The sequence below is a fragment of the Litchfieldella anticariensis FP35 = DSM 16096 genome, from assembly GCF_000409775.1.
Taxonomy (GTDB): Bacteria; Pseudomonadota; Gammaproteobacteria; order Pseudomonadales; family Halomonadaceae; genus Litchfieldella; species Litchfieldella anticariensis.
The window spans coordinates 353,020-368,640 of sequence record NZ_KE332377.1; the positions used below are offsets into that span (position 1 = coordinate 353,020).

The 15,621-nt window shown below is 60.2% G+C and carries 17 protein-coding genes; 13 read left to right on the forward strand and 4 right to left on the reverse strand.

Going from position 1 to position 15,621, the window contains the following annotated elements; all coding sequences use genetic code 11:
- Positions 1-33: 33 nt before the first annotated feature.
- The 12 genes from L861_RS01690 (at position 34) to L861_RS01745 (ending at position 11,430) form a co-directional block, all read left to right on the forward strand.
- Positions 34-819 carry an AraC family transcriptional regulator gene (locus tag L861_RS01690; RefSeq protein ID WP_016414802.1) on the forward strand — a complete coding sequence of 262 codons (786 nt, stop codon included), beginning with the start codon at positions 34-36 and terminating at the stop codon, positions 817-819.
- A 163-nt stretch (positions 820-982) separates the two neighbouring features.
- On the forward strand, positions 983-2,059 hold the full coding sequence (gene dctP, locus L861_RS01695; protein ID WP_016414803.1) for a TRAP transporter substrate-binding protein DctP: 1,077 nt from the start codon (positions 983-985) through the stop codon (positions 2,057-2,059).
- Between the two features lie 120 nt (positions 2,060-2,179).
- Positions 2,180-2,728 (forward strand): TRAP transporter small permease, encoded by a 549-nt coding sequence (locus L861_RS01700; RefSeq protein WP_016414804.1) that lies wholly within the window; start codon positions 2,180-2,182, stop codon positions 2,726-2,728.
- Positions 2,725-4,002 (forward strand): TRAP transporter large permease, encoded by a 1,278-nt coding sequence (locus tag L861_RS01705; RefSeq protein ID WP_016414805.1) that lies wholly within the window; start codon positions 2,725-2,727, stop codon positions 4,000-4,002. The genes L861_RS01700 and L861_RS01705 overlap by 4 nt, the downstream gene beginning before the upstream one ends.
- A gap of 20 nt (positions 4,003-4,022) precedes the next feature.
- Positions 4,023-5,072, forward strand: coding sequence for a histone deacetylase family protein (locus tag L861_RS01710; RefSeq protein ID WP_016414806.1), 1,050 nt, complete (start codon positions 4,023-4,025; stop codon positions 5,070-5,072).
- Between the two features lie 12 nt (positions 5,073-5,084).
- Positions 5,085-5,441 carry a RidA family protein gene (locus L861_RS01715; RefSeq protein ID WP_016414807.1) on the forward strand — a complete coding sequence of 119 codons (357 nt, stop codon included), beginning with the start codon at positions 5,085-5,087 and terminating at the stop codon, positions 5,439-5,441.
- Between the two features lies 1 nt (position 5,442).
- Entirely contained in the window at positions 5,443-6,399 is a 957-nt protein-coding gene (gene lhpI, locus L861_RS01720; protein ID WP_016414808.1) for a bifunctional Delta(1)-pyrroline-2-carboxylate/Delta(1)-piperideine-2-carboxylate reductase, read from the forward strand.
- The gene (locus L861_RS01725) at positions 6,396-7,526 is read left to right on the forward strand and encodes a histone deacetylase-like amidohydrolase (protein ID WP_016414809.1); all 1,131 of its coding nucleotides are present in this window, start codon (positions 6,396-6,398) and stop codon (positions 7,524-7,526) included. Before lhpI ends, L861_RS01725 begins: the two co-directional genes overlap by 4 nt.
- Positions 7,511-8,791 (forward strand): D-amino acid dehydrogenase, encoded by a 1,281-nt coding sequence (locus tag L861_RS01730; RefSeq protein ID WP_016414810.1) that lies wholly within the window; start codon positions 7,511-7,513, stop codon positions 8,789-8,791. Before L861_RS01725 ends, L861_RS01730 begins: the two co-directional genes overlap by 16 nt.
- A 38-nt stretch (positions 8,792-8,829) precedes the next feature.
- Positions 8,830-9,798, forward strand: a complete 969-nt coding sequence (locus tag L861_RS01735) for a branched-chain amino acid transaminase (RefSeq protein WP_016414811.1) — start codon at positions 8,830-8,832, stop codon at positions 9,796-9,798.
- A gap of 58 nt (positions 9,799-9,856) precedes the next feature.
- Positions 9,857-10,861, forward strand: a complete 1,005-nt coding sequence (locus L861_RS01740) for an Lnb N-terminal periplasmic domain-containing protein (protein ID WP_016414812.1) — start codon at positions 9,857-9,859, stop codon at positions 10,859-10,861.
- Positions 10,862-11,229: 368 nt separating this feature from the next.
- The gene (locus L861_RS01745) at positions 11,230-11,430 is read left to right on the forward strand and encodes a hypothetical protein (protein ID WP_016414813.1); all 201 of its coding nucleotides are present in this window, start codon (positions 11,230-11,232) and stop codon (positions 11,428-11,430) included.
- Positions 11,431-11,448: 18 nt separating this feature from the next.
- Here L861_RS01745 and L861_RS01750 read toward each other — a convergent pair whose 3' ends face one another.
- The 4 genes from L861_RS01750 to L861_RS01765 form a co-directional block, all read right to left on the reverse strand.
- On the reverse strand, positions 11,449-12,132 hold the full coding sequence (locus L861_RS01750) for an amino acid ABC transporter permease (RefSeq protein WP_016414814.1): 684 nt from the start codon (positions 12,130-12,132) through the stop codon (positions 11,449-11,451).
- 17 nt (positions 12,133-12,149) lie between these two features.
- Positions 12,150-12,899: an amino acid ABC transporter ATP-binding protein gene (locus L861_RS01755; RefSeq protein ID WP_016414815.1), complete on the reverse strand. Its 750-nt coding sequence runs from the start codon at positions 12,897-12,899 to the stop codon at positions 12,150-12,152.
- Positions 12,896-13,570, reverse strand: coding sequence for an amino acid ABC transporter permease (locus L861_RS01760; protein WP_016414816.1), 675 nt, complete (start codon positions 13,568-13,570; stop codon positions 12,896-12,898). The genes L861_RS01755 and L861_RS01760 overlap by 4 nt, the downstream gene beginning before the upstream one ends.
- Positions 13,571-13,635: 65 nt before the next feature.
- A complete protein-coding gene (locus L861_RS01765) occupies positions 13,636-14,481 on the reverse strand; it encodes a transporter substrate-binding domain-containing protein (protein ID WP_016414817.1) in 846 nt (281 codons plus the stop codon).
- A gap of 322 nt (positions 14,482-14,803) precedes the next feature.
- Here L861_RS01765 and L861_RS01775 point away from each other — a divergent pair, with 322 nt between their 5' ends.
- Complete coding sequence (locus L861_RS01775; protein WP_016414819.1) at positions 14,804-15,559, forward strand: hypothetical protein; 756 nt, start codon at positions 14,804-14,806, stop codon at positions 15,557-15,559.
- Positions 15,560-15,621: the final 62 nt, after the last annotated feature.

Here is a 15,621-nt window from a genome sequence, read left to right on the forward strand (position 1 = left end):
AGATAACAATGACACCGGAAAACTCCATACGCCATGTCATTCTTCCATCTGCGTGCCTGCACCCTGACACGACAGCATATTTCGCATGAGCACGGCTTTCACCAACTGATCCTGGCGACGTCGGGGTGCACGGAGCTAAGTATCGAAGGCCGTGGCGAGTTCGTAACCAGTGAGCGGGGCTGTCTGATCCCGACCACTTATCATCACGAATACAAGGGAGATGACCGCAACCGCACGCTGGTGCTGGATGTGCCGTTGGCCAGCCTGCCGGTCCTCTCCTGTGGCGATGAAATCAACCGGCTTTTCGCGCGACCGTGCTTTTTCAGCGTGTCACCGAAGCTGAATCGGCTCGCCGATTCATTGATGCAGCAAGTCGAGCACTTTCCCGAACTGCAAAGTGAAATTGCCACACTGATCCTGCGTGCGATCTATCTGGGGCTCCATGATGAGCGTCTGCCCGCCGATATGCTCGGTTCGCCGGTTGGTGTGCGGCATCGACGCCGCATCGATCTGTCGCGGATCGATGCGTATATCGATGCTCATCTGGCTGACGAGATTCGTGTCGAGACCCTGGCCAGTCTATGCGCACTGAGCGCTGGTCATTTCCATGCATGCTTTCGCGACGTGACGGGTACGACGCCATTGGGTTACGTGCAGGGCCGCCGGCTCGATCACGCCTTCTCCCTGGTTCGGCACACCGACCTGGCACTGGGGCAGATCGCCTCGCTGGTCGGCTTTCGCGACCAGGGCAGCTTCTCGCGTGCCTACCTCCGACGTTTCAAGATGTCCCCCCTGGCAGATCGCCGTGCTGCGAACTGAACGACCCCCTTCCTGTTGAGTTCCCTGGATACGGCACAGTGCTGAGCCTGGGGCAAATCTTTCGTAGTCATGGGCAAGCAGCTCCGAGACTGGCGTCATAGCCTGATAGGAATAGGCGTAAGTTGTCGTCTGCACTCCCAAAAACAAAAGAAGGGAAGGGATCATGAGCATGAAATCGGTTTTGCCCAAGACACTGGCATTGGCGGCCTTGCCGCTGGCGTTTGCCGCCACCCAGGTCCAGGCACAGTCCTATGAAATGGTCATTGCCACACAGTTGCCGGAAAGCATGAGCAACAACGCGATCTACCCGGCCCTGGTGCATTTCAAGAACCTGGTGGAAACCCGTACCGACGGTGACGTCGAGGTGTCGCTCTTCGGTGGCGGGCAGCTCGGGTCCGAGGTCGAGAACGGTTCCGAAGTGCAGGGTGGGCGCACGCTGCAGTCGACCATCATGTCGGCCGGGGCAATGTCATCCTTCTACGACGACTACCAGCTCGTCACGGCGCCCTTCCTGTTCAACAACTGGCGACAGGCCTGGGCCTTCTTCGATGGGGAATGGTTCGCCGACTTCATGTCCGGGACCATCGAGGAAGCCAACATGCGCTACCTGGGCACCTTCGATGACGGGGGCGGCTTCGTGGCCTTCACCAACAACGAGCATTTGATCCGCACCGTGGAGGATCTGGAAGGGCTCAACATCCGTACCGAGGAAAACCCGGCGCATGTGGCGATCATGCGTTCGCTGGGGGCTTCGGCTACCCCCTTGCCCTGGGGTGAGTTGATCACGGCGCTGGAAACCGGGTTGGCGGATGGCCAGTTCAATGCGCCGGTGCTCAACACCACCTTCAACTTCGATGCGGTCACCAATTACACCACCTTGACCGGGCACGTTTACAACAGCGCCCCGTGGGTAGTCAGCGAGTCCTGGTATCAGGAACTGCCGCAAGAGCACCAGCAGGCCATCGTCACTTCGGCGAGGGAAGCCATTGCCATGAGCCACGGGATGTCCGGTGCCCTGGCCACGGCGAGCTGGGAAGAGTCCTGCGAGCGCTTCGAGGAGTGCTACATCATGCCCCCGAGTGAACGTCAGCAGATGGCGGAAATCGCTCGTCCCGCCTGGCGGGAATGGATCGTCCAGGACTTCGGCATGGACGCGCAGCGTGTCGATGACCTGCTGGCAGAAGTCGAGCGCGTCGGAGAAGAAGTCGCCACCCAAGACTTCCAGCATTATGGCCAATGACTGGGTCAGTCGGTCTATCTGGGGCCAGTAAGCCTCTCTGCCGATGTCACGATCTCGGCGATACGTCAGTAAGGTTGGCGTGTTGCCGAGACATTACACGACCTTCTCCGGTATCTCGCCATGTCGCTTCTCGCCCCCCTGCGTCGCCTGAGCGATGGCATCAATCAGGTAGCCATCGTGCTCTCCGTGGCCTGTATCCTGGCCATGCTGGGCATTTCCTTCACCGGTTTCCTCTACAAGCTGATGACCGGCAGTGCGCTTAGCTGGACCTATTCCCTTGCGCGCATCTTCCTGCCGTGGATCGGCTTCCTTTCCATGACCATTTCCTTGCGCTATGGCGAGCATGTCGCCATGACGCTGTTGGTCAGAAGCCTGCCCAAGGCGCTGATCAAGGTGGCGGCTGCTGTCTGCCTGGCGGTCATCGCCCTGTTTGCGATCATGCTGGTCTGGTATGGCTGGGGCTATTTCCTGAATGCCACCCAGCTGTACATGATCTCGGACAACATCCAGCTCTCCAATCGCTTCACCGCGATCGTGGTGCCGGTCAGTGGCGTGATCATCTTGTTTCATCTCGCGCACGGCTTCGCGCTGCTGGAGCATTTCGTCGACGAGGATGAATTCATCGACGAGATGATCGAGACCACCGACATGGAGGAGGAGCGCTCATGACCTCGGCAATCATCGTCTTCGTGGTGCTGTTGTTGATCGGTGCGCCGGTGGCCGTTGTGATGGCCATGTCGGGGCTGGCGGGTGGCTTCGCCCTTGGCGGCGAACGCATGCTGGGCATCATTGCCGATCGCATGTTCTCTGGTGTATCGGGCTTTCTGTTGATTGCGGTGCCATATTTCATCTTCACCGCGGAATTGATGAACCAGGGCGGGCTGACCCAGAAACTGATCACCTTCAACAATGCCTTGTTCGGTCGGATTCGTGGTGCGCTGTCGCATGTCAACGTGACGGTATCGGTGTTCTTTGCCGGGCTGACCGGCGCGGCGATCACCGATACCGTCGCCATTGGCAAGCTGATGATTCCCGAAATGAAGAGGCAGGGCTACGACGCCGAATATGCCGCTGCCATCACTGCCTGCTCGTCGATCATTGGCCCCATCATTCCGCCCAGTGTGGTGATGGTGGTCTATGCGTCCTTGCTGCGCGACATATCGGTCATCGACCTGTTTGCCGGTGGCATCATTCCGGGGATCCTGATGGCGGCAGCGCTATTGGTCACCAGCATGGTCATCGCCTGGCGCCGAGGCTATCCCAAGCAGGCGCCGATTCCCTTCAAGGTCGCGATCTTCTCCTTCCTGGCGGCACTGCCGGCACTGATCGTACCGCTGATCATCCTCGGCGGTATCCTGTCCGGGCTGACCACCATTACCGAAGCATCCGGTTTCGCGGCGGTCTATGCGCTGCTGATAGGATTCTTCTTCTACCGTAACCTGACGCTCGCCAATGTCTGGCATGCCTTGGTGGTGACGGTGCGCTTCTCGGGGGTGGTGTTCTTTCTGCTCGCGACCTCGGCAGTGCTAGGCTGGTTCGTCACCCGGTCGGGCATCGCCCGTGATGCGGCGTCGATCATCACCACGTTCAGTGATGCGGCGTTCGTGCAACTGATGCTGGTGTGCCTGCTGCTGATTCTCATCGGCACCGTGATGGATGTGCTGCCGGCGCTGGTGGTCGTGGCACCGGTGATCGTGCCGGCGATGATCCAGCTCGGCTTCGACCCCCTGCACTTCGCTATCCTGATGATCGTGGTATTGAACATTTCCAATGTCACGCCACCGGTGGGAATGACCTTGATGACGGCGGCACGTATCGCCCAGGTGCCGTATGAACGCGCGATTCTCGCTTCGCTACCGTTCTACCTGTCGTTCATTGCCGTGATCGTATTGTTGGCAGCGTTTCCGATATTGTCGACCTGGATTCCGTCGCTACTTCACTAACGCTGTAGGAGCCCATTGCCATGAAGCTATTCTATAGCGAATCCCAGGATGCCCATGCCCCGGCGACGTTCCTGTTGAGAGGCGTGCCGGCACCGTCTCCAGAACGCCCGGAGCGCGCCGAGCGTTTGCGTGCCGCCATTCACGGTCTGGGGATGGAACTGAGTGCACCGGCGACGCTCGACACCCCTTTGTTGCGTGAACGCCTGGCACGAATCCATACGCCGCGTTACCTGACCTTCCTCGAGACCATTCACGCACGCTGGCGAGAGTTGCCGGGTGCCTCTGAACTGGTGGCGCCCAATGTACATCCTTGCGGTGGTGGCCATCATTATCCGACACATCCGGTCGGGCAGACCGGCTGGCACCTGCACGACATGGCCTGTCCAATCGGGGCCGACAGCTTCACCGGCATTCTGGCCAGTGCGGCGACGGCTCAGGCGGCGGCGCAAGCGGTGCTGAATGGAGAGAACGTGGCTTACGCATTGTGCCGCCCGCCGGGGCACCATGCCGGACCGGAACGTGCCGGAGGGTTCTGTTTCCTGAACAATTCAGCACTTGCTGCTACGGTGCTGCGTGAAGAACACGAACGGGTCGCTATCGTCGATGTGGACTTGCATCACGGCAACGGCACCCAGGACATCTTCTATGCCCGTGGCGATGTGTGGACCGGCTCGTTGCACGCCGATCCTTCCGAATTTTATCCCTTCTTCTGGGGAGGGGCGGACGAATGCGGTATCGGCCAGGGATTGGGTACCAACGTCAACCTGCCGCTGCCACTGGGCAGTGCCGGGGCCGACTTCATGTCCGCGCTCGAAACCCTGTTGAACCGTCTCGACGATTTCTCCCCCATGGCGGTCGTAGTGGCCTTGGGATTGGATGCCCACAAGGACGATCCGCTGGCCGGCTTGAAACTCGAGACCGAGGATTTCACCCGTGTCGGCGAGCGCCTGGGGCAACTCTCGACCCCCGTGGTGCTGGTACAGGAAGGGGGTTACCCCACTGACAGCCTGGGGCACAACCTGGCGGCGTTCCTCGAAGGGTTTCGCCGCGCTTATTCATTTCCCAACTGAGGAATCGGCCACATGACCATTACCTATACTGACGCCAACAACCGCATGAGTCAGGTCACGGTTCACAACGGTACCGTCTATCTGGCCGGACAAGTTCCGCATGACACCGATGCCGATATGCGTGGTCAGACTGAACAGGTACTTGCCACTATCGATCGCTTACTGGCGGGCGCCGGAACGGCCAAGGACCATCTGCTATCGGCACAGATCTGGGTTAGCGACATGGCCGAATTCAATGACATGAACGCTGCCTGGGACGCGTGGGTGGTGCCGGGGCGACCGCCGGTGCGTGCCGCTGTCGAAGCCAAGCTGGCCAAGCCCGAATGGAAGGTCGAGATCATGGTGGTCGCCGCGCTACCGGGAGTCTGATATGGGCATGCAAGACATCCACATGATCGGTGCCGACCAGGTGGCCGCCGCCTTGCCGTGGACGGCATTGGTGGAGCGCCTGGGGCGCGTTTTTCGCGAGGGTGTGGAAGCGCCACCACGTCATCATCACGCCATGCAGCGCCACGACGGCGAAGCCACCATGCTGCTGATGCCGGCCTGGGAAGCGCGTGGCTATATCGGCGTGAAGATGGTCAACGTGTTCCCGCAGAATGCCGAGCATGGGCTGCCGGCGATTTCTGGGGTCTATCTGCTAAGCGAAGGCGAGCATGGGCGCCCGCTGGCTTGCCTGGAAGGCAGTGAGTTGACCCGGCGCCGCACGGCAGCGGCCTCGGCCCTGGCATCCCGTGAACTGGCCAGGGAAGATTCCAAGACACTGCTGGTGGTGGGTACCGGCAAATTGGCACCGATGTTGATCGAGGCCCATGCCGCTGTGCGTCCGATCAAACGGGTGCGGATCTGGGGGCGCAATCCGGCCAAATCCCAGGAGCTGGCAACCATCTATGCCGATCGCTTCGACTGCGCGTCAGTCGATGACCTGGAAGCCGCGACCCAGGAGGCCGATATCGTCAGTTGTGCCACGCTATCCAGCGAGCCATTGGTCTGTGGCGCCTGGCTCAAGCCCGGAGCACACCTGGACCTGGTGGGGGCGTTTCGTCCCACCATGCGCGAAGCCGATGCTGCCTGCTTCGAGCGTGGCGAGGTATTCGTCGATACCTATGCCGGAGCCAAGGGTGAGGCGGGCGATATCCTGCAGGCCATCGATGAGGGGCGCTTTGCCTTCGACAAGATTCAAGCCGAACTGGCGGAGCTGATGCGCGGCGACAAGCCAGGACGCAGCGGTCCGGAAGCAATCACCGTATTCAAGTCGGTAGGTGCGTCGCTCGAGGACCTGGCCGCTGCCATCGAGGTCTGGGAGCAGCTCGAGGGTCGGCGATGAGCGAACGGGCAGGAAAAACCACCGGGTTTTTCTGGCATGAACGCTGTTTCTGGCATGATCCTGGTGCCATCGGTGTGTTTGCGGCGCCAAACGAATTCCTGCAACCGCAACCCGCGTCGGAGAGTCCGGAAAGCAAGCGGCGCTTGAAGAACCTGCTCGAAGTCTCGGGGCTGATCGACGAACTCGAGGTACGCAAGGCTGCCCCGGCCAACCGTGAGGCGCTGGAACGCTTCCATACTCCGCGCTATCTCGGTGCCTTGGAAGCCGGCAGCCGCTTGGGTATCGGTGATGGCGGCGACTGTGCCCCCTATACTGCGGGCAGCCTGGCGGCAGCCAAGCAGTCGGCAGGGCTAGCCATCGCGGCCGTCGACGCCGTGGCCAAAGGCGAAATGACCAACGCCTATGCATTGTGCCGCCCACCTGGCCATCATGCCGAGGCCGATCGCGGGCGCGGCTTCTGCCTGCTGGGCAATATTCCGCTGGCAGTGATGCAGGCACGTGCCCTGGGCCTGGTGCGGCGAGTGGCGATCCTCGATTGGGACGTGCATCACGGTAACGGTCAACAAGCCGCCTTCTACACCGCCCCCGACGTGCTAACGGTCTCGATCCACCAGGCGGGTAACTATCCACTGGAGACCGGCACGTTCCAGGAACGGGGCGAAGGTGCGGGGCAGGGGACCAATCTCAATCTGCCGTTACCGCCAGGCAGTGGGATCGGGGCCTATCGATATGCCATGCATCAGCTAATATTACCGGCCATCGAGGCCTTTGCCCCGGAACTGATCGTAGTGGCCTGTGGTTTCGATGCCGGCGCCAAGGATCCACTGGGCAAGATGATGCTCAACAGTGCCGCTTTCGCCGAGATGACCGCTCAACTCAAGGCCTTGGCGGAGCGATGCGGCGATGGTCGACTGGTCATGATCCACGAAGGAGGGTATTCCGAAGGTTACGTGCCCTTGTGTGGCCACGCCGTGATCGCCGCTCTGGCAGGCAGCGATAGCGTCGTGCCCGATCCACAGAATGAGGAAATCGCCGCCTGGGGCTATCAGGAACTGCAGCCACATCAGCAGGCGCTGATCGATGGTTGGGTGAAAGAGTCGGGAGTCATGCCATGCATATCGCCGTGATCGGTGCCGGAGTGGTGGGGGTGACCACCGCCTACGCCTTGGCCGAACGCGGTCATGAGGTCACTGTCATCGAGCGCCTGGACGCGGCTGGCATGGAAACCAGCCGCGCCAATGCCGGTCAGCGCAGCTATGGCTATGTGTATCCCTGGGCATCGCCGGCAATGATCAAGAAAGCGCTGCCGTGGTTGTTGCAACAGGATGCACCGCTGAAGATGCGTTTGCCGCCGACACCCGATACATTGCGATTCCTGGTCGCCACCTGGCGCTTTGCCCAGACGCCGGGGCTCTTCGATATCAACAAGCGCGCCATGCTGCGCTTGGGCAGCTATAGCCGGCAATGCTTCCAGGCGCTGGAGGATGAACTGTCGTTGGATTTCGATAGTGGTCATCGCGGCTTGATGGAACTGGCCAGCGATGCGAAGACTGCCAAGCAGTTGCAGGTCAACGCCGGGCTGCTCAACGAGCTGGGAATCGAATACGAGTCGCTGGACGCCGAGGCGACCCTGGAGCGAGAACCGGCACTTACCGAACATGGCCCTCTCGTCGGATCGTTGTGGCTACCCGGCGATGGCACAGGCGATTGCTATCGCTTTACGCAGGCACTGGCCAGGACCTGCGAGGCGCGTGGCGTTCATTTCCAGTATGGTGCCCAGGTCGTCGATTCCATACGCGACAAGGGGCATATCCGCGCGTTGCGCCTCAAGCCCTGCGCCGATGATCAGGCGGTGCCGGAGCGCATCGATGCCGATGCCTTCGTGCTATGTGCCGGAACGCAGTCGCGGCGCTTGGGCGAGTTGTTCGGTGCCAGGTTGCCGATCTATCCGGTCAAGGGCTATTCGCTCACGGCGCCGTTGCTCGATGCCGAGCGGGCACCACGCTCCACGGTCATCGACGACCGTTACAAGGTAGTGGCCACTCGCTTGGGTTCCCGGCTGCGTGCCACCGGCTTCGTCGAACTGGCGGACATGGACCGGCGCATTCCCGGCAGCCGCCTGGCGACGATCCGGCGTGCCATCGAGTCACGCTTTCCCGGGGCGGCGGATTTCGAAGCCGCCGAGTCGTGGACCGGTTTTCGCCCCATGACGCCAGACGGCCCGCCGGTGATCGGTGAAGGCAAGCGCAACAACCTCTATCTCAACACCGGCCACGGCACGTTTGGCTGGACATTATCCGCCGCCAGTGCCCAACTGATTGCGCAATTGATCGATGGTGAAACGCCGGCCGTGCCACTGGAACCGTTCCGTCCCGGCCGTTTTGGGCGTTGATGTCGGATGTTGAAGACAGCAAGCAAGGAGGCCTTTGGATGACACCGATCTGCGATCGCGATGGCTGGCTCTGGAACAACGGTGACTGGCTCCCCTGGCGCGAAGCCAATACCCATTTGCTGACGCATACCTTGCACTATGGCATGGGCTGCTTCGAAGGCGTGCGGGCTTACGATGGCCCGCACGGGGCACACTTGTTCCGCGTTGCCGAACATACGCGGCGGCTGTGCGATAGCGCCCATGCTTTGGACATGCCGCTCGATTGGACGGCGGAGCAGTTGATCGAGGCCCAGCGCGAATGCCTGGCGCGCAACGGCTTGACCAATGCCTACCTGAAGCCGACGGTTTACTTCGGTGCCGAAGGGATGGGGTTGCGCGCCCAGGGCCTGACCACCAACGTGATGATCGCCGCCTGGGACCTGGGCGACTACATCTCGCCCGAGGCCGCCTCTATCGGCCTGCGGGCACTGACTTCTTCCTGGGCACGGCACCACGTCAACATTAGCTTGTGCCGCGCCAAGACCAACGGCCATTACGTCAACTCGATGCTGGCCCTGAATACCGCGGTCAAGGCCGGTTTCGACGAGGCATTGATGCTCGACCCGGAGGGTTATGTCGCCGAAGCTTCGGCAGCCAATGTGTTCCTGCTGCGCGATGGCGTATTGCACACCCCCGAGATCACTTCCTGTTTGCAGGGCATCACCCGCGATAGCGTGATCCAACTGGCGCGCCAGGCACTGGGAATCGAGGTGCAGGAGCGCCGTATCACCCGCGATGAATTGTATACCGCTGACGAGGCCTTCATGACCGGTACCGCGGCCGAGATCCTGCCACTGCGTGAACTCGATGGACGTCATATCGGTGCTCGAGCGGGTGCCCCACGCCCCGGCCAGCCGATTTCCGAGGAATCGGTAACCGCCCGGCTGCAGCGACTCTATCGGCGTGTCACTCGCGGCGATCTTGGCGACGATTTGTGCGAGTTTCGCTACTGGCTTACCCCGGCCTAGGCCAATGAATTGGGAATGTCGCTTCTGATTACCCTGCGCATGACACGAGCCCTCTGAGATGGCTTGGCTTAACGGGCTATTGATGATTCCGATGCTGGCCTGTGCCGGCTGGGGGGCGATGGCACTTTACTTCCGTCTCGCGCTGCCCCATGTGGGTCGATGGCTCGTGGCTGGCCTATGGCTGGCGACTTGGCTGGTGTTGGTGTTCCTGCTCTGGCGGGGTATGCCCTGGTTCGCGCTGGCTGGCATCTCGATACTCATGCTCGGGCTGGCGTGGTGGTGGCGAAGCCTCAAGCCGCTGCATGACCGACCCTGGGCCGACGACGTGGCGCATCTGGCCAGTGGCGAGGTGCAGGGCAATCGCCTGGTGCTGCACCATGTCCGCAATTTTCGCTGGCACACTCGGCATGAATTTACGCCGGCCTGGGAAACCCGAACCTACGAGTTGGACCGGCTCACGTCGCTGGACTTGTTCATCTCCAACTGGGGGCGGCCGGCCATCTCGCATGTCATGCTGTCGTTCGGTTTCGACGATGGGCAGTTCGTGACGTTCTCGGTCGAAGTGCGTCGCGAGAAGGGCGAGCGTTTTTCAGAATTCGGCGGTTTTTTCAAACAGTATGAGCTGGCCATCATTGCCGCCGACGAGCGCGATGCCGTCCAACTGCGCAGCAACGTGCGCGGTGAACAGGTCACGCTCTACCGCGTCGATATCTCTGGTGACGCCATGCGCGAACTCCTGTTGGCGCTGGTCGAGGAGGCCAACCGCCTCGAGTACGAGCCGCGCTTCTATCACACCATTACCGCCAACTGCTCCACGCTGGTGTTCGTCATGATGCGCAACATCATCCATGGCCTGCCGCTGGATTATCGGCTGCTGCTTACCGGGCTGCTGCCAGGTTATGTACATGCCCGGGGCGGGTTGGTCGAGGGGCATGAGTTGGCGGAACTGAGGCGTCTTGGGCGGATCAACGAGCGTGCCAAGCAGGCACATGGCGACCCAGCGTTCTCTCGACATATCCGTCAGGGGGTGCCGGGTTGGGCGATGCAGGACAAGCCTACCTGACCATCAAGATCGGCCTACAAAGAAAAGCGCCACGGAGAAAGACTCCGTGGCGGCTCATGCCCTCCTTGGGGCATCCTTCCCGATACCGTGACTTCCGTCACTCCTTCTGGCACTCCCTGTGCCCTCGCTTCCTTGACGTGTGAATGACAGTATCCCTTGTCTCGCATCGGGATAACGCCAAGCAGGCGATGAACCCGAGCACAATCTTTATAGCGTAGACGGATGACAAAAAAATGGCGACTTCATGACGCTCGGATGACAGCGTTCTTGACGTGTTTCCGTGGGAGATCGCTCCGACACCAAGACGAGAATCTGGTAAGATCGCCGCCTTTTCTTGGCTCTCACATCAGGGTTGACGGTAAAACAGCATGAATGCGGTGATTTTAGCGGTTTTGGTGATGGTCGGCTTGTCCTTGGCCCGGGTGTCGGTGGTATTCGCCCTGGTCGCGGGCGCACTGGTAGGCGGCCTGGTGGGCGGCTTGTCGCTCAGCGAGACACTATCGGCCTTCTTCCTGCACTACAACATTCCGTTGGTCGTGTTCGGCTGGCTGGCGGCAATGACGTTGTAGGGAAATGGGCAAGCGTCGTCACTCCATCTTGCCCCCGGTATATGTCAGCCCCGGTATTCGCGTTTTCCGCTCCAGGAAATCCAGTGATTGCGCGACGATGCCGGTCAGCACCAGGTAGATGATCGCCACCAGGGTAAAGGCTTCCAGGAACTGGAAGGTCTGGTAGCCGACCTGTTCGGCGCGGGCGGTCAGTTCGGTGAGGCCGATGGCGTAGGCGATCGAGGTGTACTTGAGTTCGACGATGGCTTCGTTCGACCACTGCGGGATCACCCGTCGGCCCGCCTGGGGCAGAATGATATCGCGCAGCGCCTGGAAGCGGCTCATGCCCATCGCCCGCGCGGCGACCATCTGCCCAGCCGGCAGCGACTGGATGGCGCCCCGAAAGTACTCCGCCTGATAGGCAGCGGTATTCAACCCAATCGCCACCGCGGCGGCAGTGAACGGGGCGAGCACGATGCCGATCTCCGGCAAGCCCAGATAGATGAAGAACAACTGCACCAGCATCGGCGTGCCGCGAAACACCTCCACATAGGCCGTAGCGAACAGGTAGATGGGCTTAGCCGCATAGACACGCCCCCACACCAACAATAGCGCCAGGCAGAAGCCCAATACCATGGCTACGACCCACAGCCCCAGGGTCACGCCCACGCCTTCGAGCAGGAAGGGCATCCAGGTCTTGCCGAATTCAATGAACTCCAGCATGGTGCGAATCCTTCCTCTCAGGCTTCCTGATGTTCGTGGCTGATCATCCGCAGAAACTGCGACGTTCGTGCATGCTCTGGGCAGGTGAATAGCGTGGAAGGCGGACCTTGCTCGACGATGACTCCGCCTTCCATGAAAATCACCTCGTCGGCGGCGGCCCTCGCAAAGCCCATTTCATGGCTGACCACCAGCATGGTCATGCCAGCATTGGCCAAGTCCTTCATCACCTGCACCACCTCGCCGGTCAGCTCCGGGTCGAGTGCTGAAGTGGGTTCGTCGAACAGAATCAACTTGGGGTCCATGGCCAATGCCCTGGCAATCGATGCACGCTGCTTCTGACCACCGGAAAGCTCGGCAGGGTAGGCTTCCAGCTTGTCGGAAAGGCCCACCCGCTCCAACTCCTCCATGGCCCGCCGCGTGGCTTCTTGCTTGGAACGGCCCAGCACGTTGCGCTGTGCCAGGCGCACGTTATCCAGCACCCTCAAGTGGGTGAACAGGTTGAACTCCTGGAACACGAAGCCGATCTGGGCGCGTATCTGGTTGATGCCCCTTTCCTCCACCGTCACGCCATCGAGGACGACATTTCCGCTATCGGGCGGGCTCAGCAGGTTGATACAGCGCAGCAGGGTCGATTTGCCGGTACCCGAAGGGCCGATCACGATCTTCGACTGGCCGCGCTCCAGGTCGAAACTCACGCCCTTCAGGACCTCCACGCCGCCATAGGTCTTGCGCACATCGCGCACGCTCAGAATCGGGTTGTCGCTCATGACTCGGCCCCACGTCCTTCGAATCCCGGAATGGTCAGCCGGCGTTCCAGTGCATAAAGCCCGGCGTTGCCTAGGCGGTTGACCACGAAATACATCGCCGCCACCACGGCGAACACAGTCAGGGTGTTGCCCTGCAGGTTAGAGACGATATAGCTCGCCTGGCGGGTCAGCTCGACCACCCCGATCACATAAGCCAGTGAGGTCGCTTTCAACTCCGCGGAATACTCATTGGTCCATGGGCCAATCGAACGCCGCAGCGCTTGTGGCAACACGATGTGCCAGATCGCGCCCAACCGTGACATGCCCAACGCACGGGCTGCCATTACCTCGCCACCGGCCACCGATTGTATCGACCCACGAAAGATCTGTGCCTGATACGCCGTGGAACGTAGCCCCAGCGCGAGCACCGCGGCCACGAACGGGGAAAGCGGAAGCAACTCGCCAATACCATAGAAGAACAACAACAGCAGCACGATTTCGGGAATGCCACGGAAGATCCGCTCGAAGACCACCGCGAACAAGCGCAGGCTCCAGTGGCCGTAAACGCTCATCACCGCCAAGGTGATCCCCAGCACGAAGCCCAGGGCGAGTAGGGCGGCCAGCAATTGAATCCCGATCCACAAACCGCGCAGCAAGAACGGGAATTCGGCCACCAAGGTGTCGAAAACCATGTCTTGGACTCCAATCGCATGTCAGGAAGCCCCGCCGGCTGCAGCCGGCGGGGAGGGGAGAAAACCTATTCTCCATTGAGGCCGGGAATCGGCTCCTCATAGGTCCTGACATAATCGGGCATGGTGGCGGGAATCTGTCGAATGGTGGCGTAAGGGGCGTAGGAGTGGACGATCTCCTGCCACTGGCCGGACTCGTACAACTCCATGATGCCCTGGTTCAAGGTGCCCAGAATGTCATTGGGGTCGCCACGGGATACCGCCAGTGCTTGTGGTTGCCCTTGGGTGATGGTGCCCGCGATACGTACCTCGCGGCCCTTATTGATGAAATCCTCGGCGGTATCGGTGCTCACCACCACCGAATCGATACGCCCCACGCGCATGTCCTCGATCGCGGTCACATAGTCCTCGTAGCTGCGCAAGGTCACATCGATGTCGCTATTGTCCACCAGGTTGGCCTGTACCCAACTGTTCTGGGTCGAGCCGCCTTGCACGCCAATGGTGGCCCCGCAGCACAGCGCGGTGACGACATTGAGGTCGGAATCGGCATTGACCAGTACCTCGTCGTCGTTTTCCCACCAGGGAATGGTGAAATCCAGCACCTCGTTGCGCTCTCTGGTCACGTTCAAGCCCGTGACCAGCAGGTCGATACGCTCGTTAGCCAGCGCCGGAATCAGCGACGGCCACGGCATATCGCGAAACTCCACCTCTAGCCCCTGGTTCTCGGCGATGGCGCGCATCGCATCCACCGCGATGCCCTTGTACTCGCCGCCTTCGGCATAGGCCCAAGGCGGGAAGGCCGCCTCGATGCCCGCCACCAGCGGATCGTCCTGGGCATGGCTCAGGGTGAAGGTACCGCCCAGCAGTAGGGCAACGAATAGTCCATATCGATACGCGTTGTTGTACTTGGTCATGGAAGCCCTCGTGATGCTCATGTCGTTGTTATTGGAAACATGCGGTCACAAGGTTCAGCCTAGCGGCGCCCTGCAGGGTCTGCAACTTCATGATTTTTCGGTCAATGTTGGCGTGAGTTTAACAGGCGTTAATTTGATGAAATCGTTGGTTATCTTGCTATCGTTTGCGCGAGGGTGCCTCGGAACGTTGGGCAGATGAGTCAAAACGGTTACAATGCCCCGCAGCGCGACACGAAGAGGTCGCGCTTTTTTTATGGCATAACCAATAAACGAAAACAGCACTGCCGATAGAGCGGTGCAGACCGTGATAGCAGGGAACGACATGACACCTTCATACGCCGCCAGTGACAACGTTTCACTGATCGATCTCACCGTCTTGCTGGTCCGACGTTGGAAAATCATGCTAGCAATATGTCTTGCCGTGATGCTTGCCACGAGCGTTTACGCCTTTGCTCGCCCTACGTTGTACCAGTACACCTCGCTCTACCATATCGCTGAGAAGTACGTTACAGACGAGGAAACGTCAGGAGAGTTGGAGCCACTTAGTGGTGTGATTGCCCAACTTCAGACGCTGGTGTTGCCCACCGCCATTCGCGCCTTTCTTGCTGATCAGGGGCTCGATGCCATGCCTTTTGACGTCAATGTCAGCCAGGTCGGTGACAATGAACAGTTGGTGGTTCTAAAGTCCGAGTCCACCGAAGCGCAGTCTTCTGATGTAGAAACCTTGCACCGTAAGGTACTGGAGGGGATCCAAGCACTCCAGAATGAGCGAGTCGAACGCCTGCAGCACAGTTTGGAGATGCGCTTGGCCGGTACCAAAGACGCCGTGGCCAGTGCGGAAGGTAACGCTGGCCTGGGCGTGACTACCAGTATCATCGAGCTGGAATCTCAACTCGCCGCCCTGGAAAAAGGGCAGATCTCTCAACTTGCCGTCATCTCCTTGGAGCCGGTAGGCGTCAGCAATGGGCTGATTCTGGCATTGGGCATTATCTTTGGCATCATATTCGCCACAACCAGCGTGTTCTTCCTGCACTTCGTTGGTTTAGTCAATCAAAGTATGCAAAAGGATGGTAACTAAATGTCTCGGGATTGCGACAAGATGTGTCTTATTTAAGCGACTGGCATAACACAAAAATCATA

Bases quoted from the DNA above. Each gene is read 5' to 3' on its own strand.
- L861_RS01700 (WP_016414804.1), top strand. From the start codon at position 2,180: ATGTCGCTTCTCGCCCCCCTGCGTCGCCTGAGCGATGGCATCAATCAG.
- L861_RS01745 (WP_016414813.1), top strand. From the start codon at position 11,230: ATGAATGCGGTGATTTTAGCGGTTTTGGTGATGGTCGGCTTGTCCTTG.
- L861_RS01725 (WP_016414809.1), top strand. From the start codon at position 6,396: ATGAGCGAACGGGCAGGAAAAACCACCGGGTTTTTCTGGCATGAACGC.
- L861_RS01690 (WP_016414802.1), top strand. From the start codon at position 34: ATGTCATTCTTCCATCTGCGTGCCTGCACCCTGACACGACAGCATATT.
- dctP (WP_016414803.1), top strand. From the start codon at position 983: ATGAGCATGAAATCGGTTTTGCCCAAGACACTGGCATTGGCGGCCTTG.
- L861_RS01765 (WP_016414817.1), bottom strand. From the start codon at position 14,481: ATGACCAAGTACAACAACGCGTATCGATATGGACTATTCGTTGCCCTA.
- L861_RS01730 (WP_016414810.1), top strand. From the start codon at position 7,511: ATGCATATCGCCGTGATCGGTGCCGGAGTGGTGGGGGTGACCACCGCC.
- L861_RS01775 (WP_016414819.1), top strand. From the start codon at position 14,804: ATGACACCTTCATACGCCGCCAGTGACAACGTTTCACTGATCGATCTC.
- L861_RS01740 (WP_016414812.1), top strand. From the start codon at position 9,857: ATGGCTTGGCTTAACGGGCTATTGATGATTCCGATGCTGGCCTGTGCC.
- L861_RS01750 (WP_016414814.1), bottom strand. From the start codon at position 12,132: ATGCTGGAGTTCATTGAATTCGGCAAGACCTGGATGCCCTTCCTGCTC.
- L861_RS01710 (WP_016414806.1), top strand. From the start codon at position 4,023: ATGAAGCTATTCTATAGCGAATCCCAGGATGCCCATGCCCCGGCGACG.
- L861_RS01760 (WP_016414816.1), bottom strand. From the start codon at position 13,570: ATGGTTTTCGACACCTTGGTGGCCGAATTCCCGTTCTTGCTGCGCGGT.
- L861_RS01755 (WP_016414815.1), bottom strand. From the start codon at position 12,899: ATGAGCGACAACCCGATTCTGAGCGTGCGCGATGTGCGCAAGACCTAT.
- L861_RS01715 (WP_016414807.1), top strand. From the start codon at position 5,085: ATGACCATTACCTATACTGACGCCAACAACCGCATGAGTCAGGTCACG.
- lhpI (WP_016414808.1), top strand. From the start codon at position 5,443: ATGGGCATGCAAGACATCCACATGATCGGTGCCGACCAGGTGGCCGCC.
- L861_RS01705 (WP_016414805.1), top strand. From the start codon at position 2,725: ATGACCTCGGCAATCATCGTCTTCGTGGTGCTGTTGTTGATCGGTGCG.
- L861_RS01735 (WP_016414811.1), top strand. From the start codon at position 8,830: ATGACACCGATCTGCGATCGCGATGGCTGGCTCTGGAACAACGGTGAC.